Origin of the sequence: Campylobacter coli (genome assembly GCF_009730395.1) — a bacterium.
GTDB lineage: Bacteria > Campylobacterota > Campylobacteria > Campylobacterales > Campylobacteraceae > Campylobacter_D > Campylobacter_D coli.
Map to the genome: position 1 here is coordinate 1,164,345 of NZ_CP046317.1, position 23,971 is coordinate 1,188,315.

The 23,971-nt window shown below is 31.6% G+C and carries 31 protein-coding genes; 17 read left to right on the forward strand and 14 right to left on the reverse strand.

What is annotated here, in order from left to right; genetic code table 11:
- Position 1: 1 nt before the first annotated feature.
- The 9 genes from fliG to FOC43_RS05915 all read right to left on the reverse strand — a co-directional run bounded on the left by fliG (position 2) and on the right by FOC43_RS05915 (position 9,101).
- Entirely contained in the window at positions 2-1,030 is a 1,029-nt protein-coding gene (gene fliG / locus FOC43_RS05875) for a flagellar motor switch protein FliG (protein WP_002778179.1), read from the reverse strand.
- On the reverse strand, positions 1,030-2,712 hold the full coding sequence (gene fliF / locus FOC43_RS05880) for a flagellar basal-body MS-ring/collar protein FliF (protein ID WP_002778177.1): 1,683 nt from the start codon (positions 2,710-2,712) through the stop codon (positions 1,030-1,032). The genes fliG and fliF overlap by 1 nt, the downstream gene beginning before the upstream one ends.
- A gap of 83 nt (positions 2,713-2,795) precedes the next feature.
- The gene (gene hisC / locus FOC43_RS05885) at positions 2,796-3,890 is read right to left on the reverse strand and encodes a histidinol-phosphate transaminase (RefSeq protein WP_002778170.1); all 1,095 of its coding nucleotides are present in this window, start codon (positions 3,888-3,890) and stop codon (positions 2,796-2,798) included.
- The gene (pheA, locus tag FOC43_RS05890) at positions 3,877-4,959 is read right to left on the reverse strand and encodes a prephenate dehydratase (protein WP_002778168.1); all 1,083 of its coding nucleotides are present in this window, start codon (positions 4,957-4,959) and stop codon (positions 3,877-3,879) included. The genes hisC and pheA overlap by 14 nt, the downstream gene beginning before the upstream one ends.
- The gene (locus FOC43_RS05895; protein WP_002778166.1) at positions 4,947-5,714 is read right to left on the reverse strand and encodes an HAD-IIA family hydrolase; all 768 of its coding nucleotides are present in this window, start codon (positions 5,712-5,714) and stop codon (positions 4,947-4,949) included. Before FOC43_RS05895 ends, pheA begins: the two co-directional genes overlap by 13 nt.
- A gap of 1 nt (position 5,715) precedes the next feature.
- Entirely contained in the window at positions 5,716-6,924 is a 1,209-nt protein-coding gene (lysA, locus tag FOC43_RS05900; RefSeq protein ID WP_002778164.1) for a diaminopimelate decarboxylase, read from the reverse strand.
- Between the two features lie 41 nt (positions 6,925-6,965).
- Positions 6,966-8,024, reverse strand: a complete 1,059-nt coding sequence (locus tag FOC43_RS05905) for an LptF/LptG family permease (RefSeq protein WP_004284821.1) — start codon at positions 8,022-8,024, stop codon at positions 6,966-6,968.
- A 1-nt stretch (position 8,025) separates the two neighbouring features.
- On the reverse strand, positions 8,026-8,568 hold the full coding sequence (pth, locus tag FOC43_RS05910) for an aminoacyl-tRNA hydrolase (protein WP_002778160.1): 543 nt from the start codon (positions 8,566-8,568) through the stop codon (positions 8,026-8,028).
- The gene (locus FOC43_RS05915) at positions 8,565-9,101 is read right to left on the reverse strand and encodes a 50S ribosomal protein L25/general stress protein Ctc (protein WP_002778158.1); all 537 of its coding nucleotides are present in this window, start codon (positions 9,099-9,101) and stop codon (positions 8,565-8,567) included. Before FOC43_RS05915 ends, pth begins: the two co-directional genes overlap by 4 nt.
- 132 nt (positions 9,102-9,233) lie before the next feature.
- Between FOC43_RS05915 and FOC43_RS05920 the strand changes: the two genes are divergently transcribed.
- From FOC43_RS05920 to FOC43_RS05930, 3 genes are read left to right on the forward strand one after another with little or no spacing between them, the layout of a single operon-like run.
- On the forward strand, positions 9,234-9,560 hold the full coding sequence (locus FOC43_RS05920) for a DMT family transporter (RefSeq protein WP_002778155.1): 327 nt from the start codon (positions 9,234-9,236) through the stop codon (positions 9,558-9,560).
- 3 nt (positions 9,561-9,563) lie between these two features.
- Positions 9,564-9,878 carry a DMT family transporter gene (locus FOC43_RS05925; RefSeq protein ID WP_002778153.1) on the forward strand — a complete coding sequence of 105 codons (315 nt, stop codon included), beginning with the start codon at positions 9,564-9,566 and terminating at the stop codon, positions 9,876-9,878.
- Positions 9,879-9,887: 9 nt separating this feature from the next.
- Positions 9,888-10,493 carry a dethiobiotin synthase gene (locus tag FOC43_RS05930; protein ID WP_002778151.1) on the forward strand — a complete coding sequence of 202 codons (606 nt, stop codon included), beginning with the start codon at positions 9,888-9,890 and terminating at the stop codon, positions 10,491-10,493.
- Here FOC43_RS05930 and FOC43_RS05935 read toward each other — a convergent pair.
- Positions 10,480-11,754, reverse strand: a complete 1,275-nt coding sequence (locus FOC43_RS05935) for an adenosylmethionine--8-amino-7-oxononanoate transaminase (protein WP_002790388.1) — start codon at positions 11,752-11,754, stop codon at positions 10,480-10,482. The genes FOC43_RS05930 and FOC43_RS05935 overlap by 14 nt on opposite strands.
- Before the next feature lie 137 nt (positions 11,755-11,891).
- Between FOC43_RS05935 and FOC43_RS05940 the strand changes: the two genes are divergently transcribed.
- The 8 genes from FOC43_RS05940 to FOC43_RS05975 are packed head-to-tail and all read left to right on the forward strand — an operon-like array spanning position 11,892 to position 17,707.
- A complete protein-coding gene (locus FOC43_RS05940) occupies positions 11,892-12,503 on the forward strand; it encodes a tetratricopeptide repeat protein (protein ID WP_002778147.1) in 612 nt (203 codons plus the stop codon).
- Between the two features lie 14 nt (positions 12,504-12,517).
- The gene (locus FOC43_RS05945; RefSeq protein WP_002778145.1) at positions 12,518-13,660 is read left to right on the forward strand and encodes an aminotransferase class I/II-fold pyridoxal phosphate-dependent enzyme; all 1,143 of its coding nucleotides are present in this window, start codon (positions 12,518-12,520) and stop codon (positions 13,658-13,660) included.
- Positions 13,657-14,268 carry a pimeloyl-ACP methyl esterase BioG family protein gene (locus FOC43_RS05950; RefSeq protein WP_002778143.1) on the forward strand — a complete coding sequence of 204 codons (612 nt, stop codon included), beginning with the start codon at positions 13,657-13,659 and terminating at the stop codon, positions 14,266-14,268. The genes FOC43_RS05945 and FOC43_RS05950 overlap by 4 nt, the downstream gene beginning before the upstream one ends.
- On the forward strand, positions 14,265-14,951 hold the full coding sequence (bioC, locus tag FOC43_RS05955; RefSeq protein ID WP_002778141.1) for a malonyl-ACP O-methyltransferase BioC: 687 nt from the start codon (positions 14,265-14,267) through the stop codon (positions 14,949-14,951). Before FOC43_RS05950 ends, bioC begins: the two co-directional genes overlap by 4 nt.
- A 53-nt stretch (positions 14,952-15,004) precedes the next feature.
- Positions 15,005-15,754 (forward strand): molybdate ABC transporter substrate-binding protein, encoded by a 750-nt coding sequence (modA, locus tag FOC43_RS05960; protein ID WP_002778139.1) that lies wholly within the window; start codon positions 15,005-15,007, stop codon positions 15,752-15,754.
- Positions 15,751-16,152 (forward strand): TOBE domain-containing protein, encoded by a 402-nt coding sequence (locus FOC43_RS05965; protein ID WP_002778137.1) that lies wholly within the window; start codon positions 15,751-15,753, stop codon positions 16,150-16,152. Before modA ends, FOC43_RS05965 begins: the two co-directional genes overlap by 4 nt.
- The gene (modB, locus tag FOC43_RS05970; protein ID WP_002778136.1) at positions 16,145-16,813 is read left to right on the forward strand and encodes a molybdate ABC transporter permease subunit; all 669 of its coding nucleotides are present in this window, start codon (positions 16,145-16,147) and stop codon (positions 16,811-16,813) included. Before FOC43_RS05965 ends, modB begins: the two co-directional genes overlap by 8 nt.
- Positions 16,814-16,822: 9 nt before the next feature.
- Entirely contained in the window at positions 16,823-17,707 is an 885-nt protein-coding gene (locus FOC43_RS05975) for a sulfate/molybdate ABC transporter ATP-binding protein (protein WP_004284811.1), read from the forward strand.
- An 84-nt stretch (positions 17,708-17,791) separates the two neighbouring features.
- Here the strand turns inward: FOC43_RS05975 and FOC43_RS05980 are convergent, their stop codons facing one another.
- On the reverse strand, positions 17,792-18,565 hold the full coding sequence (locus FOC43_RS05980) for an OXA-61 family class D beta-lactamase OXA-193 (protein ID WP_002783228.1): 774 nt from the start codon (positions 18,563-18,565) through the stop codon (positions 17,792-17,794).
- Between the two features lie 219 nt (positions 18,566-18,784).
- On the opposite strand from FOC43_RS05980, the gene panB reads away from it, so the two are divergent.
- The 3 genes from panB to panD are packed head-to-tail and all read left to right on the forward strand — an operon-like array spanning position 18,785 to position 20,845.
- Positions 18,785-19,609, forward strand: a complete 825-nt coding sequence (gene panB, locus FOC43_RS05985) for a 3-methyl-2-oxobutanoate hydroxymethyltransferase (RefSeq protein ID WP_004284805.1) — start codon at positions 18,785-18,787, stop codon at positions 19,607-19,609.
- A 10-nt stretch (positions 19,610-19,619) separates the two neighbouring features.
- Complete coding sequence (gene panC, locus FOC43_RS05990; protein WP_002778123.1) at positions 19,620-20,468, forward strand: pantoate--beta-alanine ligase; 849 nt, start codon at positions 19,620-19,622, stop codon at positions 20,466-20,468.
- Positions 20,465-20,845: an aspartate 1-decarboxylase gene (gene panD, locus FOC43_RS05995; RefSeq protein ID WP_002778106.1), complete on the forward strand. Its 381-nt coding sequence runs from the start codon at positions 20,465-20,467 to the stop codon at positions 20,843-20,845. The genes panC and panD overlap by 4 nt, the downstream gene beginning before the upstream one ends.
- 110 nt (positions 20,846-20,955) lie before the next feature.
- Here panD and FOC43_RS06000 read toward each other — a convergent pair whose 3' ends face one another.
- The 3 genes from FOC43_RS06000 to surE are packed head-to-tail and all read right to left on the reverse strand — an operon-like array spanning position 20,956 to position 22,823.
- Positions 20,956-21,414: a GNAT family N-acetyltransferase gene (locus tag FOC43_RS06000; protein WP_004284794.1), complete on the reverse strand. Its 459-nt coding sequence runs from the start codon at positions 21,412-21,414 to the stop codon at positions 20,956-20,958.
- Positions 21,398-22,057 (reverse strand): ThiF family adenylyltransferase, encoded by a 660-nt coding sequence (locus FOC43_RS06005; protein ID WP_072214034.1) that lies wholly within the window; start codon positions 22,055-22,057, stop codon positions 21,398-21,400. The genes FOC43_RS06000 and FOC43_RS06005 overlap by 17 nt, the downstream gene beginning before the upstream one ends.
- The gene (gene surE, locus FOC43_RS06010; RefSeq protein WP_002781752.1) at positions 22,047-22,823 is read right to left on the reverse strand and encodes a 5'/3'-nucleotidase SurE; all 777 of its coding nucleotides are present in this window, start codon (positions 22,821-22,823) and stop codon (positions 22,047-22,049) included. Before surE ends, FOC43_RS06005 begins: the two co-directional genes overlap by 11 nt.
- 162 nt (positions 22,824-22,985) lie before the next feature.
- Here surE and FOC43_RS09065 point away from each other — a divergent pair, with 162 nt between their 5' ends.
- From FOC43_RS09065 to FOC43_RS06020, 3 genes are all read left to right on the forward strand, one after another.
- Complete coding sequence (locus FOC43_RS09065; RefSeq protein WP_002788014.1) at positions 22,986-23,120, forward strand: hypothetical protein; 135 nt, start codon at positions 22,986-22,988, stop codon at positions 23,118-23,120.
- A gap of 152 nt (positions 23,121-23,272) precedes the next feature.
- Positions 23,273-23,476 carry a hypothetical protein gene (locus FOC43_RS06015; RefSeq protein WP_002788016.1) on the forward strand — a complete coding sequence of 68 codons (204 nt, stop codon included), beginning with the start codon at positions 23,273-23,275 and terminating at the stop codon, positions 23,474-23,476.
- A 148-nt stretch (positions 23,477-23,624) separates the two neighbouring features.
- Positions 23,625-23,792, forward strand: a complete 168-nt coding sequence (locus FOC43_RS06020) for a hypothetical protein (protein WP_004284787.1) — start codon at positions 23,625-23,627, stop codon at positions 23,790-23,792.
- Positions 23,793-23,971 lie beyond the last annotated feature (179 nt).

Here is a 23,971-nt window from a genome sequence, read left to right on the forward strand (position 1 = left end):
CCTACTCTATCATTTCATCAGCATCGCCTGTTTGTACAAGTCCTTGCTCTGCAAGTTTTTGCACCACTTCAACCACTTTTCTTTGGGCATCTTCAACATCTTTAACACGCACCGCACCTAAAAAGCCCATTTCTTCAAGGAAGGCTTCACTTGCACGCGTAGACATATTGGCTAAGAATTTTTGCTTTAATTCTTCGCTTGCACCCTTTAAACCTATCATTAAATCGCGCTTATCTGCAACTTTTAAAATTTCTCTTATAGCTTGAGTGCTAAGTTTTTGTATATCATCAAAAGTAAACATCAATTCTTTAATCGTTTCAGCCAAACGTTCATCGCTTTGTTCGATGTAAGTAATGGTAGATTTGCTTGCTTTTTGTCCTAAGCGATTAAGTACTTCTGCAACTGCTCTTGGGCCTCCCACTTCAACCTTATAAGAAGTAAGACTTTCGAGTTTGCTTTCAAGTACTGCAGACACTCTTTTAATGATACTTGGAGAAATATCACCTAGATTTGCCATTCTTATAACAACCTCAGCTCTTAACTCATCACTAAAATACTCTAAGGTTTCAGCTGCATGAATTGAATCCATATGAGCTAAAATAAGTGCAATGGTTTGCGGGTGTTCCTTAGTGATGAAGTCAGCAAGTTGTTGAGGTTTAATCTGAGCCAAATAAGCAAAGTTTTGGTTATTCTCCATACTTTTGGTAAGTTTTTCAAGAATTTTATTGGCAATTTCTGGACCAAAAGTACGGAAAAGTATTTCTTTAGCGTATTCCAAACCACCGCTTTTAATGTATTGATTAGATTGAAGCAGGGTATAAAATTCTTCCAAAACCGCAGTAGCTACAGCGCGGTCAACATTTTTTGCCGTAGCAATATAGCGTGAAATTTCGGTAATAACATCAATTTCCATATGTGAAAAAACTGAAGTCGTTGCATCCTCGCCAAGTTGTATGAGAAATATCGCTACCTTTTCAGGCATCGATAAATCATCATAAAGCATTTTTTGTTCTTCGCTAAGTTTTATCATCACATATCCTTTTCGCCGAATTCGGTATCATTTTGGATTAAGTTTTGCAAAAGTGCTGCAATTTCTTCGCTTTTATCACTTACTAAGCCTCTTAGTTTTTCAAGTAAAACTTCATATTGGATAGAATCCTCATTGAAATTCTCCCCAAAACCAAGCTGCTCTTCAACCTTTTTCCTAGCTGCATTAAATTTCTCTAACGCATCCTCAGCATCATCTAAAACAGCATTTGGACCTTGCTGCACTTCCTCTTGTGCTGCAACATCTTCAAGCATTTTTTGCGTAAATGGAGCAATAACTTTTTTGTAAAAAATAAAAAGCAAAATAGCCGCAATAATATATTTAACCGGTGGGATAAATGGCTCGATAAAACGGCCATAGAAAGTTTTAACCTTGCTTTCTACTCTAATAGACTCACGATGGAAAGGTAAATTCTGCACGACTACACTATCCCCTCTATTAGCACTATAATTAATAGTATTTTTAACTATGCTTTCTACACTTGCAAGCTCTTCTTTACTTAAAGGAACATATTCACTTTTCACATCCCCATTTTCATCCACAACATCTTGATATTTTCCATCTATTGTTACTGCTGCTGAAGTACGCACAACGGTTGCAAATTGTTTTTTGGTATTTGTGATAGTTTTTGAAAGCTCATTGTTTGTAGTAACTTGATTTTTCTTATAGGTATCAATTTGTCCTTTATTATCAAGTCCTTCTACTGGACCTATATTTGAAACCGCACCTGGCACACCTTGAATTTCAGGCTCTTTTCTGCCTGTTCTTTCTTCATTAAGAGTTTGCTCACTTCGAACTATAGGGTTTGGATCATAAATTTCACTTTGGGATTCTTGCTTAGAAAAGTCAAAATCTATATTGACACTTACCCTTACTTTATCTGTGCCTCCTGCATAAGGAGCTAGGGTTTCTATGATTTTATCTTCTAAAGCTCTTTCTTGATCGCTTTTATATTTAATTTGAGCACGAACCAAATCATCTTCATAAGCTTCTTGCTCATCTAAAGGCACACCACTTTGATCACTAATTCTTACATTTTCTTTGGTTAATTTCGGAATAGCAGCTGAAACTATATTTTTAATCCCATCGATTTGTTTTCTAGTAAGTTTTAATCCCTCGCGCACATTTACAACGACTGAAGCTGTAGGAGGAATTTGTCTTTCGGTAAAAACACTGTCTTTTGGAAAGGCTATATGCACTACCGCACTGCGTATAGGCTCTAGGGTTTCAATCGTTCTTGCAAGCTCTCCTTCTATAGCTCTTTGATACTTTACTCTTTGTTCTTCATTTGTAGCTCCAAAACTTTGCGTATCAAAAGCTTCAAAACCCACGCGACTATCTTTTATCAATCCTTCGCTAGCGATAAACATTCTTTGACGATATACCTGATCTTGTGGAACTAAAATTTTACTTTCGCTTTCTAGTATATAAGGTACATTATTTTGTTCAAGTTTAGCTACAATAGCTGCAGAAGAACTTGGATCAACATTATCAACTAAAACAGCATAGCCATTATTAGCACCACTGCCACTTCCACGAAATAGTGCCAAAAATACCAAAAATCCAACAACCACAACGATAGAAGCTGCGATAACTATACGTTGCTTTCGAGTCAAATTTTGATAAAGCTGTCCAATTTGGTGAAGCATATTTTTAAAATCCATTAATTCTCATCCCTTAGTTTAGTGAATCTTACCCATTTTATTCTAAATACCATAAAAATTATCCTTGATTTGAAAAATCAAGACTATTTTAAAATTCCTTCAAATTCTGTAAAAAATCTTTCATTTTCATAAGGCGTTCCTATGGTAATTCTCATAGCATTTAAACCATAACTTTTTAAATTTCTTACTATTATACCCTTTTTAAGCAATTTTTCAGACAAATCTGTGCTATTTTTTTCCTCAAAAAAATAAGTGATAAAATTTGTATAGCTTTCGATAAATTTAATATGATGCTTTTTGGCAAATTCCTTATAAAGCTCCATTTGAGAAAAATTATTTTCCAAAGTTTTTTTAGCAAATTCTTCATCATGTAAAGCCGCAACCGCTGCTTTTAATGCTAAATTGCTTACATTAAAAGGGGCACGAAGTTTATAAAATGCACTGATAATTTCTGCATTTGCTATACCATAACCTATACGCAACCCACCCAATCCATAAAGTTTAGAAAAAGTTCCTAAATAAAGCACATTTTTAAATTCTTGCACAAGATCACAAGGCTTTAGATACTTATTTTGATCCTTAAAACTTGCAAATTCATTATAAGCTGCATCAATTATCACTAAACAATTCTCATCAATACCGCGTATAAACTCAAACACCTCGTTTGTATCTAAGCACTCGCCCAAAGGATTGTTAGGCAAACATAAGAATATGATCTCAATCTCATCCTTATGTGCTTCATAAAGTGTTTTAAATTCAGATAAATCATGAGTGATACTTTGAGTTTTATAGCATTTTGCACCGCATTGCTTAGCATAAATTTCATACATAGCAAAGCTTACCCCTGCTTGCAAAAAAGCATTTTGAGGGTTAAGTTTAGAATGTATAGCAAATTCAATAACCTGATCGCTGCCCGCACCAATGATGATATTTTCATTTTTTACATTGTATTTTTGTGCTAACTCACCTTTTAGCTCTACCATACTATCATCTGGATAAAGATTTGCTTTAAAAGCATTTTCTTGCAAAACTTTAACCGCTTTAGGTGGAGCACCAAAAGGGTTTTCATTGCTTGCTAATTTTATCACTTCTTTTACGCCATATTCTCTAGCGATAACTTCAATATCCTTGCCCGGCTCATAATTGCTTAAATGATTTAAAAAGTCATTGAATTTCATTCTTTTCTCCTGATAAATAAGATCCAAGCCAAACTACCTCATCTGCGTTTTTCAAAGCGCGTTGAACATTTTCATCATCAATATGCCCTTCAAAATCTATATAAAAACTATGTAAAAATTCTTTTGATTTTACGGGACGAGATTCGAGTTTGGTAAGATTGATATTTTCTTTTTTAAATTGCTCCAGTAAAGAACTAAGACCGCCAGGCTTATGTGCAGTGTGAGCTAAAATAGAAGTTTTGCAATTTGGCATTTTTGGATTTTTAATATCACTTAAAATCAAAAATCTTGTACGATTTGCCGCATTATCTTCTATCTTATCAAAAAGTACAGGCACATTGTAAAGCTTTGCAGCTATTTTAGAACAAATTGCAGCCGAGTACTTATCTTGAGAGGCTAAATAAGCAGCATTTGCTGTAGATTTTGAAGGCACAAATTCTATATTGCTTAATTCGTGGCTTTCTAAAAATTTGCGACATTGATTATAACCTTGTGGGTGGGAATAAATGCGTTTTATCTCTTTTAAATTTTCATTAATTCCTACAAAAGAATGATGAATATCCATATAAATTTCACCAAAAATTTTAAGCTCATTATACTTACCTAAGCAATCTAAAGTTACACCTACAGCGCCTTCTGTATTATTTTCTATAGGAACAACGCCGTATTTTGCTTCTTTATTGCTAAGCTCTTTAAAAACATCCTCTATGGTTGCAAGTGCGATATAGCGACTCATAGCACCAAAACGACTTCTTGCTGCTTGATGAGTATAAGTACCTTCAGGCCCCAAATAAGCAACAATTTGAGGCATTTCTAAATTCCTTGAAACAGCAAAAATTTCTTGATAAATTGCCTCTATGGCATTTTGATCCAAAAGTCCTAAATTTGCATTTTTTAAGCGATTGATAATCGCTCTTTCACGTTCAGGACGATAAATCGCTCCACCACTTGTTTGCTTGATCTCTCCTATGCTTTTAACATAGCTCATTCTTTCATTTAAAAGTTCTAAAATTTTATCATCTACCATATCGATTTTATTTCTAAAATCTTCTAAGTTTAAATTTGGCATTTCAAATCCTTTAAAATTTCTAAAACACTAGGATAAACTCCATCAAGCAAATCCGTATCAAGCCCTTTTGTGTCGCTTATCTTTCCGCTTAAAACCAGCAAGGTTTTCATGCCAAGTTCTTTTGCCTTAAGCAAGTCACCCCTAAAATCATCACTAATGATTTTAATATCTTCAAAATCGATTTTTGAATTTTGTCTTCTTATTAAATTTAAAGCTTCTTTATAAAAAGCAATGCTAGGCTTACCCACAACCTCATATTCAAAATCAATAGCATTTTTAAGCATAGCCATAATGCTACCTACACCAGGATAAGGCCTACCATCTTTTTTATAAATACTAGTTTCGTGCATAGCTATAAATCTAACTTCTCTTCTAGCCAATTCTATCATAGTGGCAAAATCTTTAAATTTAAAATCATCATAACTAGCCACAAGCACAGCACTAGGATTTACAAAATCGAGCTCAAAACCAAGATTTTCAAGACTTTTTACAAACTCATCTGCACCAAAAGCCGCAACTTTACAAGGTCTTAAAAGGTGTTTTAAAACGCTGAAAGGATCAATATAAGCATTTTCTTTTATAGCCAATCCTTTTTGCTGTAATTTTTCTAAAAAATCAAGTTTTTTTGTATTGTTAGTGATGATAAGATAAGGAAGATTTTTTGCATTTAAAAAATCGATCAGTTCTTTAGCACCATGGATTAAAGATTTATCATGATCAGAAATTAAAGTCCCTTGAACATCTAAAAAAAACATTTTAAGCCTTTAAAAATTTCTCTTCTAAAGCGATTTGATCTTCAAAATTTTCTCTTTGACGGATCAATCTTACCTGTCCTTCTTCAAGGGCTAATTCGCAAACTTTATTACGAGTATTGTAATTACTACTCATGCTAAAACCATAAGCTCCAGTATTTTTAATAACCATTATATCACCACTTTGAGTGCTAGGCAAAGACCTTGCCTTGGCAAAAAAATCTCCACTTTCACAAATTCCACCCACAACATCGCAAGGACTTTCTTCTCCTTGATTATAAGGCAGTAAAATTTCATGATAAGCTTCATACAAACTTGGGCGAATTAAATCATTCATAGCCCCATCTACTATAACAAAACGCTTTGTTTTATTGTGTTTTTCATAAAGCACAGAGCATACAAATTCTCCACTATTGGCAACCAAAAATCTTCCTGGCTCCATTCCTATAGTTACATCCAGTCCGTGTAGTTGAGCAAGTATTCCTTGTGCATAATCATAAAGATCAGGCTCTACATCTTCTTTTTCATACCTTACTCCAAGTCCACCGCCTATATCAAAGAATTTAAGCTCTATTTGCAAGGCCTTAAGCTCTCTTACTAATTTTGCAACAATCGCAGCCGCTTCATGGATAGGCGAGATATCTAATAATTGAGAACCTATATGAAAATGCACTCCAATAGGCTCTAAATGGGGTGAATTTTTAGCATAAAGATACATTTTTCTTGCAAGGTCAATTTCTACGCCGAATTTATTTTCATTTAAACCTGTAGAAATATAAGGATGAGTTTTAGCATTTACATTTGGATTGACACGGATACTTATCCTTGCCTTTAAATTTAACTCTTTAGCTACACTTTCTAAAAGCATCATTTCAGCTTCGCTTTCAAGATTGATATATAAAATATCGTATTCTAAAGCAAGTCTTAATTCTTCTTGAGTTTTTCCTACGCCACTAAAAATTATCTTATAAGATTTTGCACCTGCTTTTAAAGCGCGTTTAACCTCTCCTATGCTTACACAATCAAACCCGCTGTCAAGCTTTACAAGCATTTGTAAAAGACTTAAATTTGAGTTTGCTTTTACCGCATAAAAAATTTGAGATTTTCTAGCTTTAAAAGCATTTTTAAGCTTTAAAAAACGCTCTTTAATAAAATCAAAATCATAAATATAAAAAGGGGTTTGAAATTCATCTTTGAGTTTTTTATAATCCATTTTTCACCTTTATTTTTAATTTTACTATATTAAAGCTTAATTTATCGGTGCTTGTAAAACATAAAACCACCTAAAAAAATTAACAAAACAATAGGCATAACAATGCCTAATTCACTTAAAATCACACCATTTTCGCTCAATCTTGATAGTAAAAATAACATACTCCAAGTAAGCAAAGTGACTACAAAAGCTACAAAAGCTACAAAAGCTAAATTAAAAAATCTTGCAATAACTGGGAAAAAATAATACATAATAAGCATTAAAAAGGGTGCAAAAAACGGCATAAATACAAGCTTATAAAGACTAATTTTAAGCGATTCTATGCTGATATTTTGTGTTTTAAAAAGCTCCAAACTTTCAAGTATATCTAAGATAGAATAATCACTATCACTAGCTACCCCTTCGATGATCTTAGGCTTAAAACCTTCAAGAGTATTAAGCTCTTTAAATTCGCTGATATTTAACCCCTTATTGCCAAGCTCATATTCTTTAGGAAGTAAGGTTAAATTTCCTTCTTTTAAAATCCAATTTTTCTTTTCAAAAATACCGCTCTTAGCTTCGATAAAAGAACTTAAATTTAAATCCTTAATATTAAAAATTTTAATATTTTGTGCGGTACTTTGTCCATTATTAACCTTAGAAATATAAATAAATTCGTTATTAAATTTTAAAAAAACTTCACCGCTTTGTTTTAGCATAGTGCCATTTTTTAGAATATTTCTTTTATAATCATTTGCATAAGCAAAAGGAGTAAAATTTAACCCCACATACACAAAACAAAAAAATAAAGCCCACAAAAAAGGAAATATTATGACCAAATTTTTACTAAGCCCTAAAGCATAAAGGCTTACAAATTCATTAGCCCTTATCATAGAAACCAAAGAAAGCACCAAAGCAAAGATTAAAGAAACAGGCAAGACATAAGTAACAGCAGAAAAAGCCAAAAAAATCACATAAAGCAAGCTAAGATTTGCTGCATCGGGTAAATCATTGAAATTTAAAAGCAAATCAATACCACAATAAAAACCCAGTAAAGACAGAAAGATAATAAAAAAATTCTTAAGATAAATTCCTGAAATAAAACGAAAAAATATCCACATCTTAAGCCTTTAAGCTATACTTTGAAGATATGGCTGATAAATCATCATTGCGGATAAGCTCAAGTAAAGCTTTTTTAGAATGCTCTAAAACCTTACTTAAAATTAACTCTTCTTCGGCTCTAAATTTACCTAAAACATGAGAAATAACATTCTCACCCTTGCCCACTCCTATACGCACTCTTTCATAATCACTTCCGCATAGATTATCTATGCTTTTAAGTCCATTATGTCCTCCGCTAGAACCGCCTCTTTTAAAACGCAAAGCGCCTAAATTGATATCGATATCATCATGAACGACTATGATTCTTTCACATTTGTAAAAATCATTTACCGCTTTTACGCTTAATCCAGAATTATTCATATAAGTATGAGGTTTAAGAAGTAAAGAAGAGCCCATTTTGAAAAGCTCTCCTTTGAATTTTGAGTTTGTGAGATTTGTGAAATTGCCTTCTTTTAAAAGCAAGTCAATAAGCATAAAGCCGACATTATGGCGAGTATCTTCATACTCTTTGCCTATATTGCCAAGCCCTACGACTAAGATCATCTAGCTTTTTCTACGCCCACTACCGCTACTCTATCAGCATCTATCATAGTTACTCCCGCAGGAACTACAATATCACGAACAAGTAAAGCATCACCCACATCAAGCTTACTTACATCAAGTTCGAAGAAATTTGGTAAATTTTCAGCTGCACATTTTACTTTTAATCTTCTTTTTGATTGGATTAAAACACCTTTATTTTTAAGACCTATAGCTGTTCCTGTGATTTTAACTGGAACCATGTATTTAGAAATCACACCTTTTTGTGCAACTTTTAAATCCACATGTTTAAGTTCTGCAGTCACAGGATCTTTTTGATAATCCACTACAACAACATTTAAAGTTTGCGAACCTACTTTTACATCAAAAGCTAAAGTTGTTTTTTTGCGAACTTCTTTGATAAAATCATTTACTTTGAAAGCAGCATTGATGTTTTCTAATCCTTTTCCATAGATGTTTGCGATTAGATAACCATCTCTTTTTAAAGCTTTAGCCGCTTTTCTACCGATACTCTCTCTAACGATACCTTCTAACATCTTTTTCCTTTCTTAAAAAATAAGCTTATAATTGTATCTAATCTTGGCTTAGGTAAAAGTAAATTTATGGTAGTTTTTTATTTACTTTGTTTTGGTTATAATTGCCGCGCAAAAAATATTAAGGAGCGCATAATGAATACCAATATCGCGTGGTTTATGGTTATTTTTGGTGGGCTTATAGAATGCTTTTGGGTAAGTGGACTTAAATATTCTACAGAAATTTGGCACTATATTTTAACAGCCATTGGGATTTGTATTTCTTTTACTTGCTTTTTAAAAGCTTGTGAAAGACTTGAAGTAAGTATTACTTATAGTGTTTTTGTAGGCATCGGCACTATTGGGGTGGTTTTAAATGAAATGTTTATTTTTAACGAAGCTGTTTCTATAATTAAACTTGTGCTTATAGCAATTTTACTTTTAAGTATTATAGCCCTTAAATGGGTAAGCAAGGAAACTTAATCTATGGAATGGTTTTATTTGTTTTTAGCTACCGCCTGTGAAATTTTTGGCGTGGTGATCATGAAAGAACTTGTAAGCACTAAAAACAAACTTTACCTTTTAGTTTTGATAGTGTGTTTTGGATTTTCTTTTACTTTTTTAAGCTTAAGTATGCAAAATATCGCTATGAGCGTTGCTTATGCTATATGGACAGGAGCTGGAACCGCTGGTGGGGTAATGATAGGAGTGCTTTTTTATAAAGAAAGTAAATGTTTTTTGAAACTTTTTTTAATCGCTGTGATTATTACTTGTACAGCGGGTTTAAAATTTCTTTCTTGAGGATTTTTTGTGCAAATTTATGTAAGTGGAATACATACTGATGTAGGAAAAACACATTTTAGCGCAGCTTTTTGTGCGAATTTTAGCTATGATTATTTTAAACTCATTCAAGCAGGAACTCCAACAGATAGTGAGTTTATTGCAAAATTTAGCCCAAAAACAAAGATTTTTAAAGAAGGTATTTTTTTGCAAACTCCAGCTTCTCCTCATCTTGGAAAAATCAAAGAAAAGCTTGATTATAAATCCTTAGATATCATTTTACCAAAAAGCAAAAACCTACTTATTGAGCTTGCGGGTGGGCTTTTTTCTCCTATGGATGAAAATTACACTATGATTGATTTTGTGAATATTTTCAAACACCCTACGATTTTGGTAGCAAAATACTATCTTGGAAGTATTAATCATATCTTGCTTAGCATTGAAGCTTTAAAGCAAAGAAATATCAATCTTTTGGCCCTTGTAATGATGGGTAAAAAAGATATCTTACAAGATGATTTTATAAAAAATTATGCAAAAATTCCTATAATCAATCTTGATTTTTTTGATGAAAATAGCATTTTAAATAAAGATTTTAAAGAGCAAATGCAAGAAATTTTACAACTTAAAATTCCTTAAAAATCTGCTCTAAACTCTCTAGTACATAAACGATTTGTTCTTTTGTGATGATGTAAGGAGGCATAAAATAAATCGTATTTGCTAAAGGTCTTAAAAGCAAACCTTTTTCTAAGGCTTTTTGAAATACAAAAAGTCCTACGCGTTTATACTTGGTGCTTAAAATATCAAAAGCACTGATCATCCCGCAAGTTCTAAAATTACCCAAAAAGTCAAATTTTTCAAGTCTTGAAAATTCTTTTTTGATAAACTCGCTTAAAATTTGATTTTTTACTAAAATATTTTCATCCTCAAAGATATCTAAAACCGCATTTGCTGCCGCGCAAGCTAAGGTATTTCCCGTATAGCTATGAGAATGTAAAAAAGCCTTTTGGCTTTCATAAGTATCATAAAAAGCATTATAAATTTCATCTCTTGTAAGCACTACAGAAAGTGGCATAAATCCACCCGTTATCCCTTTTGAAAGGCAGATAAAATCGGGGCTTTGTTTGCATTGATGTAAGGCAAACAAAGTTCCTGTGCGTCCAAAGCCCACTGCAATTTCATCAAAAATCACTTGCACTCCAAATTTATGGCAAAGCTTTATGGCCTCATCAATAAACCCTGCTTGATACATATGCATATTTCCTGCACATTGCACCAAGGGTTCAAGTATAAAAGCACAAATTTCACTTGCATTTTTTTCTAAAATATCTTTTAAAATTTCAAGCTCTTTAGTGTAGTCTTTGCCTTGTGGCACAGGCGTGCTTAAACACTCTAAAAGTAAAGGCTTATAAGTATCTTTATAAAGCGCAACATCGCCCACACTTAAAGCCCCTAAGGTTTCACCATGATAAGAATTGCTTAAAGATAAAAATTTACTTTTTTTCATCCCCTTATTTAAATGATAATGAAAACTCATCTTAAGTGCGACTTCAATAGCGCTTGAGCCATTATCTGCATAAAAACATTTGTTAAAATTCCTGCCTACTTTTTCGCAAAGTCTTGCAGAAAGCTTGATGATGGGCTCATGTGTAAAGCCTGCTAAGATCACATGCTCTAGCTCATCAACTTGTTTTTTAATGGCATTTGCGATTTTTTCATTACAATGCCCAAAAAGATTTACCCACCACGAGCTCACACAGTCCATATAAGCCTTATCATCAAAATCATAAAGCCACACTCCTTTAGCTCTTTTTATAGGAATGAGTGGCAAATTTTCATGATCTTTCATTTGCGTACAAGGGTGCCAAATATGTTTTAAGTCTAGTTCTTTTAAATTCATTTTCATTTCTTTATTTTTTTAATACAATAATACTACAATTTTTAGTTAAAATCATACATTTATAACTAAAAAGAATTATTTAGGAAATATTTATATAATTATTATTTTGAGTCAGAAATTTCTTAATAGGGTAAGCTATGAAAAAAGTATTAATTATCTTGGGATTTATATTTTTAAATTTCGCATGTTCTCAAGAAGATTTAATAGAAAAAGGTGAAAATGCTTATAAAAATAAGGATTATACAAACGCTATAAAATATTTTCAACAAGCTTGTGATTTAAATAATGGAAATGGCTGCAATGAACTTGGTACTATGTATACACTAGTCAAAAAAAACAATTTTAAAGCAATGGAATCATATCAAAAAGCTTGCGATTTGAATTATAAGCAAGGTTGTAGCAACTTAGGATTTATGTATATGCTAGGCATGAGAACTAAAGATGATAAATTTAAAGCGATAGAACTTTATGAAAAAGCATGTAATTTAAACGAAGGAAGCAGTTGCGGTGTTGTCGGTGCCATGTATGCAAATGGTACATATGTAGAAAAAAATGATTTTAAAGCGGTAAAATTTTTAAAAATAGCATGCGATATGGACTACGCAAATAGCTGCGTTAACCTTGGCGGTATGTATGAAAATGGCTATGGTGTTAGAAAAGATATTTCTAAAGCTCTAAAATTTTATGGTAAGGCTTGCGATCTAAAATATGATACAGGTTGTAAAAACTACGCAAGACTTAAAAGATAAATTCGAGTTAAAACATGCAAATCAAACAAATTTTAGATAAATTAAAAGAACAAAACAACCTTAGAAAACTTACAAGCCTCAAACATGAAGGAAATTTTGTTTTTAAAGAGGGCAAAAAGCTTTTAAATTTAGCGGGGAATGATTATTTAAATTTAAGCTCTTGCAAATCTTTAAAAGATGAATTTTTAGACAATATCAAAGAACAAGACTTATTTTTTTCAAGCTCAAGTTCAAGGAGCTTGAGTGGAAATTTTACAATTTATGAAGAATTAGAAAGCTTTTTAAAATCCAAATTTAAAGAAAAAGAAATCTTACATTTTAACAGCGGTTATCATCTTAATATCTCTTGTATAGCTGCACTTGCAAGCATTCCAAACACACTTTTTTTAGCAGATAAATTCATCCATGCAAGTATGATTGATGGACTAAAACTTGGCGGAGCAAAATTTTTTCGCTTTTATCATAACGATATGAATCATTTAGAAAATTTAATTCAAAAACATTATGATCATTATGAAAATATCATCATTTTAAGCGAAGCGTTATTTAGCATGGATGGTGATTTTTCTGATTTTAATACACTCATCGCCTTTAAAGAAAAATACCCTAAAATCAAACTTTATATCGATGAAGCACACAGCGTGGGTTGCTTTGATGAGGAGGGCTTGGGACTTGTTAAAGCTTTAAATTTGGAAGAAAAGGTTGATTTTATAGTTTTTACCTTTGGCAAGGCTCTTGCTTCTATGGGTGCTTGTATGATTTGTAATAATCTTTATAAAAGCTTTTTTATCAACAAGGCTAGAGCTTTTATTTATTCTACAGCATTGCCTCCTATCAATATAGCTTGGACAAAATTTATTTTTGAAAAAATGAGCGAACTAAAAGAAAAAAGAGAAAAACTACAAATCATAGGCAATTTTTTTAAAAATCAACTCATAGAAAAAAGTCATCAAATTTTAGGCGATGCTTACATCATCTCCTTGGTTTTAGGAGAAAATCAAAAGGCTATAGAATTAGCAAAAAAACTTGAAGTAAATGGCATTTTTGCACCCGCTATAAAAGAACCTACTGTGCCTAAAAATACAGCTAGAATTCGTTTTTCTTTGCATGCAGGACTTAGCAAAGAAGACTTAAAGAAAGTGGTAGAACTTTTATGAAAATAAGCAATTTAATTCAAAATGAAAACTCACAAGAACTTATCTTGGTATTTGGTGGTTTTGCTTCACATCCTAGTCATTTTGCACATTTAAAAAGCGATAAAAATGTAGTTTTGGTTTATGATTATGAAAATTTAGACTTTAAATTTGATTTAAACTCTTTTTCTAAAATCACTCTCATAGCTTTTTCTATGGGAGTTTGCGTGGCAAGTAGAGTTTTAAAAAATATAGAGTTTTCGCAAAAAATAGCTATCAATGGTACTCCTTTTGGTATAGATAAATTAAAAGGAATTCATCCTGCAATTTTTGCTAAGCAAATTAAAAAATTTGATCTTACAGCTTTTAAAAAATCTTTATTTAAAGAGCGCGAAAATGAAGCAAAAGATTTTATCTTTAAAGATGAAAAAGATTTAAAAACCGAGCTTGAAAAACTTTTCGAATTTGCCTTAAAAGAGCGTAATGAAAGCTTTATTTGGGATAAAATTTACTCAAGCAATCATGATGAAATTTTTCCTCAAAATGCTTTAAAAAATACTTTTTCAAAGCTTATTTTTTTAGATGAGCCGCATTTTGCTTTTTTTCATTTTAAAACTTGGGATGAAATTTGAATTTTTTAAAAGCAAAAGATTATCAAAAACACGCAAAAGTGCAAGATTTAATGGGCTTAAAACTTTGTGAAATTTTAAAAAATTTAGAAATTTCGCATTTTAAAAAAGTGTTTGAATTTGGTTGTGGCAGGGGCGAATTTAGCGACAAACTTTCAAAAATTATCACTTTTGATGAATATTTAAAAAATGATATTTTGGATTATCCTGATAATCTTAATGTAGAAATTTTTGATATGAATACCCTAGCTACACAGAATTTAAGCAAGCAAAAATTTGATCTTATCACTTCTAATGCAAGTTTGCAATGGCTTGATTTAAAGCAGGTTTTGCCCACGCTAGCAAATATGCTAAATAAAAAAGGAATTTTACTTCTTTCTACTTTTGGAGAAATGAATTTAAAAGAGATCAAACAAAGCACAAGCTTGGGTTTAAAATATTTTAGCACAAAAGAACTTGAACAAATTTTCAAACCCTATTTTTCCGATATTAAAATCACAGAAGAAATTGTAAATTTGGAATTTCAAAACGCTTTAGAAGTTTTTAGACATTTAAAATTAAGCGGAGTAAATTCTTTGGGATTTTATCGCTTAAACAAGCAATTCTTAAAAGAATTTGAAGAAAAATTTCAAAATAAACTCACTTATCATCCTATTTTTATTTTATGCAAAAAAGATACAAAATAAAATTTCTTATGTTATAATACAAAAAATCAAGATTATCGACAAAGGAAAGTGCAATGAAAAAGCTCGTGTTATGTTTTATAGTGTTGTTTTTATCTTTAAATTTAAATGCACAAAATTTAAGTGTTTTCGTAGCTTCTTCGGCTTCAAAAGCTATGGAAGAGGTCAAAAATGAATTTTTAAAATCACACCCTAATGACAATATAGATCTTGTTTTTGGCGCTTCAGGAAAGTATTATCAACTTTTGAAACAAGGGCGGGAATTTGATCTATTTTTTTCAGCCGATACAAAATACGCGCAAGCAATTTATGAGGATCAAAACGCTTTAGATAAACCAAAAGTTTATGTTTTAGGTATCTTAGCCCTATATAGCTTAGATGAAAGCTTACTTGAAGGTGGGATAGAAAAGCTAAAAGATAAAGCAAATAAAATTCATCACCTAAGCCTTGCAAATCCAAAGGTTGCTCCTTATGGAGTAGCTGCTAAAGAAGTGCTTGAAAATTTAAATTTAGACAAACTCTTTGAAGATAAAATTGTTTTAGGTGAAAATATCTCCGTGCCTGTTTTACATGTCGATAGCAATAATGCGGATTTGGGTATTGTGGCTTATTCTCTAGTATCTTCTATCAATCATCCTAAAGGCAAAGCTATTTTAATTGATCAAAAATACTTCACTCCTTTAAAACAAAGCTATGTCATCACAAAATACGCTAAAGATAAAAAATTAGCCTTTGAATTTAGCGATTTTATCAGTTCGCAAAAAGCAAAAGAAATCTTTAAAAAATACGGATTTGACACACCTTGAATATCTTAAATGGTAAGATTATAGAGCTTTTAAATGAGGGTGAGATTGTCATCGTTAAGATCAGTATTAAAGAGCAAATTTTTAAAGTTTTAATGCTTGATCTTCATTCTTTGCAAGATCTTAAAATAGGTACAAAAATTCAAGTACTTTTCAAAGAACACGAACTTGGCTTTACTTTACCCCATTCTATTTTAAGTGTGGAAAATTCATTTCTAGCAAGGATTAAAAGTATCAAAAAAGGCAAAATTCTATATCATATCTTTTTTGATTTTGAGGGTGATGAAATTTCTAGCATTATCACCAAAGAAAAAGCCTTAGAGCTCAAACTTGAAGAAGGACAAGAATGGCTCTGCTTTGTCAAGGAAAATGATATCATTTTAAAGGCTGTTTATGGATAATGATTTTTTACAAACCCTTTATCTTACCTTTAAACTTGCATTTATCACCACCTTTATGCTCTTTTTCATCGGAGTATTTTTAGCCTATCTTTTAAGCTTTGTGAAATTTCCTTTTAAAAGCTTGGTGCAAACCTTTGTAGCTTTGCCCTTGGTTTTGCCTCCAAGTGTTTTGGGTTTTTATTTGCTCATAAGCTTTTCACAAAACAGCTTTTTAGGACAATTTTTAAAAGAATATTTTAACCTTTCTTTGGTTTTTAGCTTTGAAGGTTTGGTATTTGCTTCTTTGATTTTTTCCCTACCCTTTATGGTAAATCCTTTACAAAGCGCTTTTTCATCGATCAATCAAAACCTACTTGATGCTTCTTATACTCTAGGAAAGGGTAAAATTTACACACTTTTTAGAGTAATTTTGCCCAATTCTAAAGTAGGGATTTTTAGCGCTTGTGCGATGAGTTTTGCACACACTATCGGTGAATTTGGAGTGGTGATGATGATAGGTGGACATAAAAAAGGTGAAACTTTGGTCGCAAGTATTGCTATTTATGATGAGCTTGAAGTTTTAAACTATACTTTAGCACATCAATACGCTTTTACTTTATTTGCGATTTCTTTTACCATACTCTTAAGTCTTTATTTTGTAAATAAAAAAATCGCTCTATAGGCCACTTTTATGATAAAAATCGATATAAAACTTCCCATCAACACAGCAAAAGGCAAGAAGCAACTAGAATTAAACACTTGCTTAAAAGCAAATGAAATCACTGCTATTTTTGGGGAAAGCGGTGCGGGAAAAACAACTCTACTTAAAATCATTGCAGGACTTATAAAACCTGAATTTGGACGCATAGAAGTAGGAGATGAGCTTTGGTTTGATACCCAAAAAAATGTCAATTTAGCCATACAAAAAAGAAAAATCGGCTTTGTTTTTCAAGATTACGCTCTTTTTCCAAATATGAGCGTAAAAGAAAACATTTCTTATGCTGCGACTTCAAAACAAAAAGCAGAAGAGCTTTTAAGCTTAATGAATTTGGAAAATTTAGCCAAAATTTATCCCAAAAATTTAAGTGGCGGACAAGCACAAAGAGTGGCTTTAGCAAGGGCTTTAGCAAGAGAGCCACAAATTTTACTTTTAGATGAGCCTTTGAGTGCATTGGACTTTAAAATGCGATCTTTTTTACAAGATGAGCTTGTGAAAATTTTACAACATTTTAAAATCACGACTTTATTAGTAAGTCACGATTTGGCTGAAATTTACAAATTGAGCCATAGAATTTTAGAGCTTAAAAACGGAAAAATTATTAAAGATTTTCCTAAAAATGAATTTTTTACTCATTCAAATATCAGCGCAAAATTACGCTTAAGTGCAACTTTGCTAGAAATTAAAAAAAGTGATATTTTAGTGGTTTTAACCTTGCTTTTAAATCAAGATATTATTAAAATCACTCTTAGTGAAGAGGAATTTCTAAAAGCTTATCAAGATGTAAAAATCGGCGATACGCTTTTGCTATCCATAAAAGCCTTTAACCCTATCATCGTAGGAAAACTTGATAAATAAGAGCAAAAATTTAATTTTTTAATGAGTACTTTAAGTGTACGCAAATCATACAATTAAGTATTTTTGCATTTTACGAAATACTCACTAGCCATCATTTTTAACTTTTTTTACAAGTTCATCTAAATATTTTTCTAAAATTTTTTCTCTTTTATATAAATCTTCAAATTTATCAATATCTAAATTTAGCGCGAAAGCCTTATATTTATTTTCATCTTTTAAATACACAAAACCTACAATCCAAGCAATTTTTTGCTCATCATTAAAACCTGTTTTTCCAAAAAGCTCTAAATTTTCCATATTTTTTAAATAAATCATTTCCTTAACACTATTCATTGCTTCTTGAGAAAAAGGTAAGCTATTTTGTGAAAGTCTAAAAAGCAAAATTGCTTGTTCTTTAGCGCTTATTTTTAGTGAGTTGTCAAGCCAAAAAGTATCGATCTTGGAAATTTTAGCATTACCATAATGAAGCTTGTTTAAATATTCTTGCATAGTTTTGATACCAATTCTTCTTGCCACTTCTTTAAAAGCAAGAACATTAGAATATTTTATAGCTGAACTTAAATTCATATCTTGCGCCCAAGAAGATAAAAATACTTTTTCACCTCTATAGTGATAAAAAATTTCTTTTTTAGTTTTTATCACACCACTATCAAGTGCAATTAGAGCATTAAAAATTTTAAAAGTGGAAGCGGGAGAGAAAGTCTCCATAGCCCTTGAAAAGTCGTTACTCGCCCAAGTTTTTCCATCATAAAAAACAAAAGTGCCGCTTGTATTATACTCTTTAAACCAATTATTTAATATCTTATCTTGCCCAAACACTAAATTTAAGAAAAGTAAAAATAAAGTTATTTTTTTCATAAAATATCTTTCTATTTAAATAATTTTAAACAAAATACTTTTTAAAGCTTTATTTTATTTAAATATCCTTTAACATGAACTGAAATTTTCTAAAATTGTAACCATTAAAGCAATCCATCGATTAAATATAACTTACTTTATCATTCATTTACTATTTATGAAAAATTATATGCTAGTTTTTTGCTTATTATTTTATAGCTAAAAATTGAGGTATGCAAAATGAGAAAAAGTATGATTAGTTTTTTGGAAAAAAAGGCCAAAAATGAAAAAATAACCATGGTAAGTGCGTATGATTATCATAGTGCAAGAATTTTAGACAATAGCGATATAGATATTATATTGGTTGGAGATTCATTAGCCATGACGGTACTTGGTATGCAAGATACTTTAAGTGTTACTATGGATGAAATGTTGATTTTTACCAAAGCTGTTTCTCGCGGAGCTAAAAAGTCTTTCGTACTTGCTGATATGCCTTTTATGTCTTATCAAAGTTCAGATCGTGACGCTATCTTAAATGCCTCAAGATTTATCAAAGAAAGCCACACAAATGGGGTAAAAGTGGAAGGGGGTATAGAAATCGCAAGTAAGATTAAATTGATTTCCCAATCAGGAATACCCGTCGTTGCTCACCTAGGACTAACCCCACAAGCTGTAAATATGCTAGGTGGCTATAGGGTTCAAGGTAAAGATTTACAATCGGCCCAAAAAATTATAGATGATGCAAAAGCTGTGCAAGATGCGGGTGCTTGTATGTTGGTTTTAGAATGTGTGCCTGTAAAACTAGCACAAAAAATAAGCTCTATTTTAGAAATTCCAACAATCGGCATAGGTTCAGGCAAATACTGCGATGGACAAGTTTTAGTTTATCACGATCTTTTGGGTTTAAATAAAGATTTTAAAGCAAAATTTGTAAAGCATTTTGATAAAATTGATCCTCAAGTAGGAGTTGAAAAATATAGAGATGAAGTTAAAAGCGGTATTTTTCCTTCCCAAGAGCACAGCTTTGATTATTTAGATGATGAATTATTAGATAAATTATACTAAGGATACAAATATGCAAGTCATTACTTCTGTCAAAGAAGCAAAACAAATTGTAAAAGATTGGAAATCACATCAACTTAGTATAGGCTATGTTCCAACCATGGGTTTTTTACACGATGGACATTTAAGTTTAGTCAAACATGCCAAAACACAAGATAAGGTTATAGTAAGTATCTTTGTAAATCCTATGCAATTTGGGCCTAATGAAGATTTTTCTAGTTATCCAAGAGATTTAGAACGCGACATTAAAATGTGTCAAGATAATGGCGTTGATATGGTTTTTATCCCCGATGCAACTCAAATGTATCTTAAGAATTTTAGCACCTATGTAGATATGAATACGATCACTGATAAACTTTGTGGAGCTAAAAGACCGGGGCATTTTAGAGGCGTTTGCACGGTTTTAACTAAATTTTTTAATATCCTAAACCCTGATATAGTCTATATGGGGCAAAAAGACGCGCAGCAATGCGTAGTCGTTAGGCATATGGTTGATGATTTAAATTTTGATTTAAAAATTCAAATTTGTCCTATCATTAGAGAAGAAGATGGCTTAGCTAAAAGCTCTAGAAATGTATATCTTAGCAAAGAAGAAAGAAAAGCGTCACTAGCTATATCTCAAAGCATTTTTTTGGCTGAAAAATTAGTCCGAGAGGGAGAAAAAAATACTTCTAAGATCATCCAAGCTATGAAAGATATTTTAGAAAAAGAAAAACTAATCAAAATCGATTATATAGAATTAGTCGATTTTAACACCATGGAAAATATCGAAAATATCACTGATAATGTTTTAGGAGCGGTGGCTGCTTTTGTTGGAAAAACAAGACTCATTGATAATTTTTTAGTACAAGGATTAAAATGAATATCACTTTACTCAAATCAAAAATACATCGCGCAAGCGTAACAGAAGCTAGGCTTGATTATGTAGGAAGTATAAGTATAGATGAAAAATTATTGCAAGCGAGTGGAATTTTAGAATACGAAAAAGTCCAAGTAGTCAATGTCAATAATGGCGCTAGATTTGAAACCTATACCATAGCCACGCAAGAAGAAGGAGTTGTATGCTTAAATGGTGCTGCGGCTCGTCTTGCAGAAGTGGGAGATAAGGTGATCATCATGTCTTATGCTGATTTTAATGAAGAAGAAGTAAAAACATTTAAACCAAAAGTTGTTTTTGTGGATGAAAATAACACTGCTACAAAAATAACAAATTATGAAAAACACGGAGCTATTTTCTAACATCTAGCTATTTTTGTAATTTTTTCTATCTTAGATAAATTCATTTATCTAAGATAAGTAAAAAATGATTTTTATATCTTTTAATCCATTATTTTTGCTTATCTTAACTTCTAGTTTTTATAAACCACATCTTTTTTCATTAAAAATTTTTTTAAATTTTGTCCCTCTTTGATAACCTTGTTTTCCCTTATAAGTTCAAAACCATTTTTTAAGAAAAAATCTTTAGCACTTAAGGATGCGAAAGTGTAAATTTCATTATGAAAATAAGTTTTTAAAATAAAATCAAGTAAATTTTGTGCTAAACCTTGTCTAACAAAATCAGGATGAGTAAAAAGCAAATCAAGCAATTTCTGCTCTTGTTTAACACTTATAAAACTTGCGATTTTTCCTCTTTTTTCATAGACAAAGATCTCATCATATTTAAATTTTTCTTCCCATTGTTGTCTATCAATTTTAATCCAAGCACAAATTTGATCTTTTGTATAATCCTTAGCACAAAGTGTTTTTACGCTTTGCTCAAAAAGCGACAAACAAGCATTTAAATCTTTAATATCAGTTTTTCTTAGCAAGAACTTTTCTTAATGCCAAGCTGGCTAGGGCTAAACCAAAAGATGCAGTCACACCCATAAAAGATCCAAGATCTTTACAATGCGCTTCCTCATCTGAAAATACCACATCAAAATTTCCTTTAAAGCCTGATTTTCTAAGTTCATAACGGAATTTTTTCGCTAAAGCATCTCCGTGGGTTTTAAATATACTTGTAGTTTTTATACGCGTAGGATCAAGCTTTCTAGCCCCACCCGTAGAAGAGATAAAAATTTGACGCTTAAAATCGATCAAATTTGCAAGCGCTACTTTTGCAGGAATATCATCAATTGCATCGATGATTAAATCAAATTCACTTAAATCAAAATTCGCTAAAAATTCATTATCTATTTTACTTACTATACCCTTAGCATTGTAAATTCTAGCAAAAACCTTAGCTTTTTCTTCGCCCAAATTTTCACTATGAATTTGGCGGTTTTGATTGGTGATTTCAAATTTATCCGCATCGATTAAAGTAAGTTTTTGAAAACCGCTACGATAAAGTGCGTCTACACACATCCCACCTACTCCACCAAGTCCGCATACGAGCACCTTGGTTTGTGAAATTTTATTGAAGTTTTCCTCGCTTACTAGCCATTTTATACGCGTAAATCTATCATTCATTATTTGCCTTTAACCATTTTTTAACTTTTTTCATTTTGTCATAAGCACTTAAATCAAGCATTATAGGAGTTATAGTCACATAACCCTTTTTCAATAAAGCTATATCGCTATCTTTCTCATCTTCAAAATCCAAATTTGCTGCTGCTAGCCAATAATACTCCACTCCGCGTGGATTGATATTTGAATGCGCTTCAAAATTATACACTCGCTTACCTGCTTTACAAATTTTAATGCCTTTTATATTGGATTTTGCTGGAAAATTAATGTTTAAAAATTCTTTTTTTCCTAAAGGAAAGCCTTTATCAAAAATATTTTGAACGATTTTTTTAGTAATTTTTAAAGCATTTTTAAAATCAAGCTCTTTTTCACTTTTTTTGTAAAATTGCGAAAGAGCTATGGCTGGAATTCCTTGTAAAACTGCTTCCATAGCACCCGCACAAGTACCTGAATATGTGATATCTTCACCCACATTTGCACCTTTATTAATCCCACTTATCACAAGATCAGGCAAACGCGTTTTATAAAGCGCATGAAGAGCAAGATAAACACAATCTGCAGGGGTTCCATCATCAAGCTTGTAAAATCTTTTTCCTACTTTGATAAAACGCAAGGGTTTTGTAAGGGTTATAGAATGTGAACAAGCTGATTTTTCAGTAGCAGGCGCAACTATGGTAATTTTTGCTTTAAATTCTTTTTTTAACATTTTAATGAGTTTTTTAAGTCCCTCACTTTCAAAACCATCATCATTGGTAATAAGAATTTCTTTCATTGCTCTTCCTTGCAAAAGATAAAATTTGGATTGTAGCATATTTTTGTAATATAAATTTTGATTTTAAAATATTAATTTTAATACTATTTTTAATTATATTTTTATTTAATATTTATTAATATATTTACATAATAAATTACAAAAAAGGGAGGCGGAGCATGCATGTTTGATTTTTTCAAACCTAAGGCAAAAGCTATTAAATTTCCTAAAGAGGAAATTTTACCTAGATATTACAAAATGAGAACTTGGAGTTTAAGTGGGGTTTTTATAGGATATATGGGATATTATCTTGTGTGAAATAATATCACTCTTTCAACTCCATTTATACAAAATCAACTTAATCTCAGTAAATCAGACATCGGAACAATCACAGGCTCAATGCTTATAACTTACGGGATTAGCAAAGGTGAAATGAGCGTTATAAGCGATAAAGCTGATCCTAAAAATACATGGCTTTAGGTCTTATTTTATGTGCTCTTGTAAATGTTTTACTTGGTTTTTCAAATTCTTTTTACGCTTATGTAGGTTTTGTTATCGCGCTTGGGGTTTTTCAAGGTATGGGGGTAGGTCCTTCTTTTATCACTCTTGCAAACTGGTATCCTAAAAAGAGCGGGGAATTTATACAGCTATTTGGAATATCTCGCACAATTTAGGAGGAGGTATAATCGCTCCTATAGTGTCGCTTTCTGGATTTGCTTTAGCAGCATTTTTAGGCGTAAGCTTGGCAGATTTTATGAAACACATTAGCATATCAATCATTTTTATGTTCCTGCTTTTTGTGCTGTGCTTATTAGCCTTTATGTGTTTTATGCAGTCAAAGGAAGTCCTAAAAATGAAGGTTTGGTTGATATTACTGAAATCAATGAAATGCGAGGGATTAAAACAGAAGAAATCAAAGCTATAGAAACTCCAAATTTAAGCAGTTTTGAAATTTTTTATCATTATGTACTTAAAAACAAAAATGCTTAGTATGTGGCTTGGATGGATACTTTTGTTTATATGGTGCGTTTTAGGCTTATTTCTTGGCTTCCTATTTACTTGCTAGAAACAAAAGGCTTTAATAAAGAACAAATGGGTATTGCCTTTTGGCTTTTTGAATAGGCTGCTATACCTTCTACTTTACTTGCAGGATATATTTCAGATAAAAT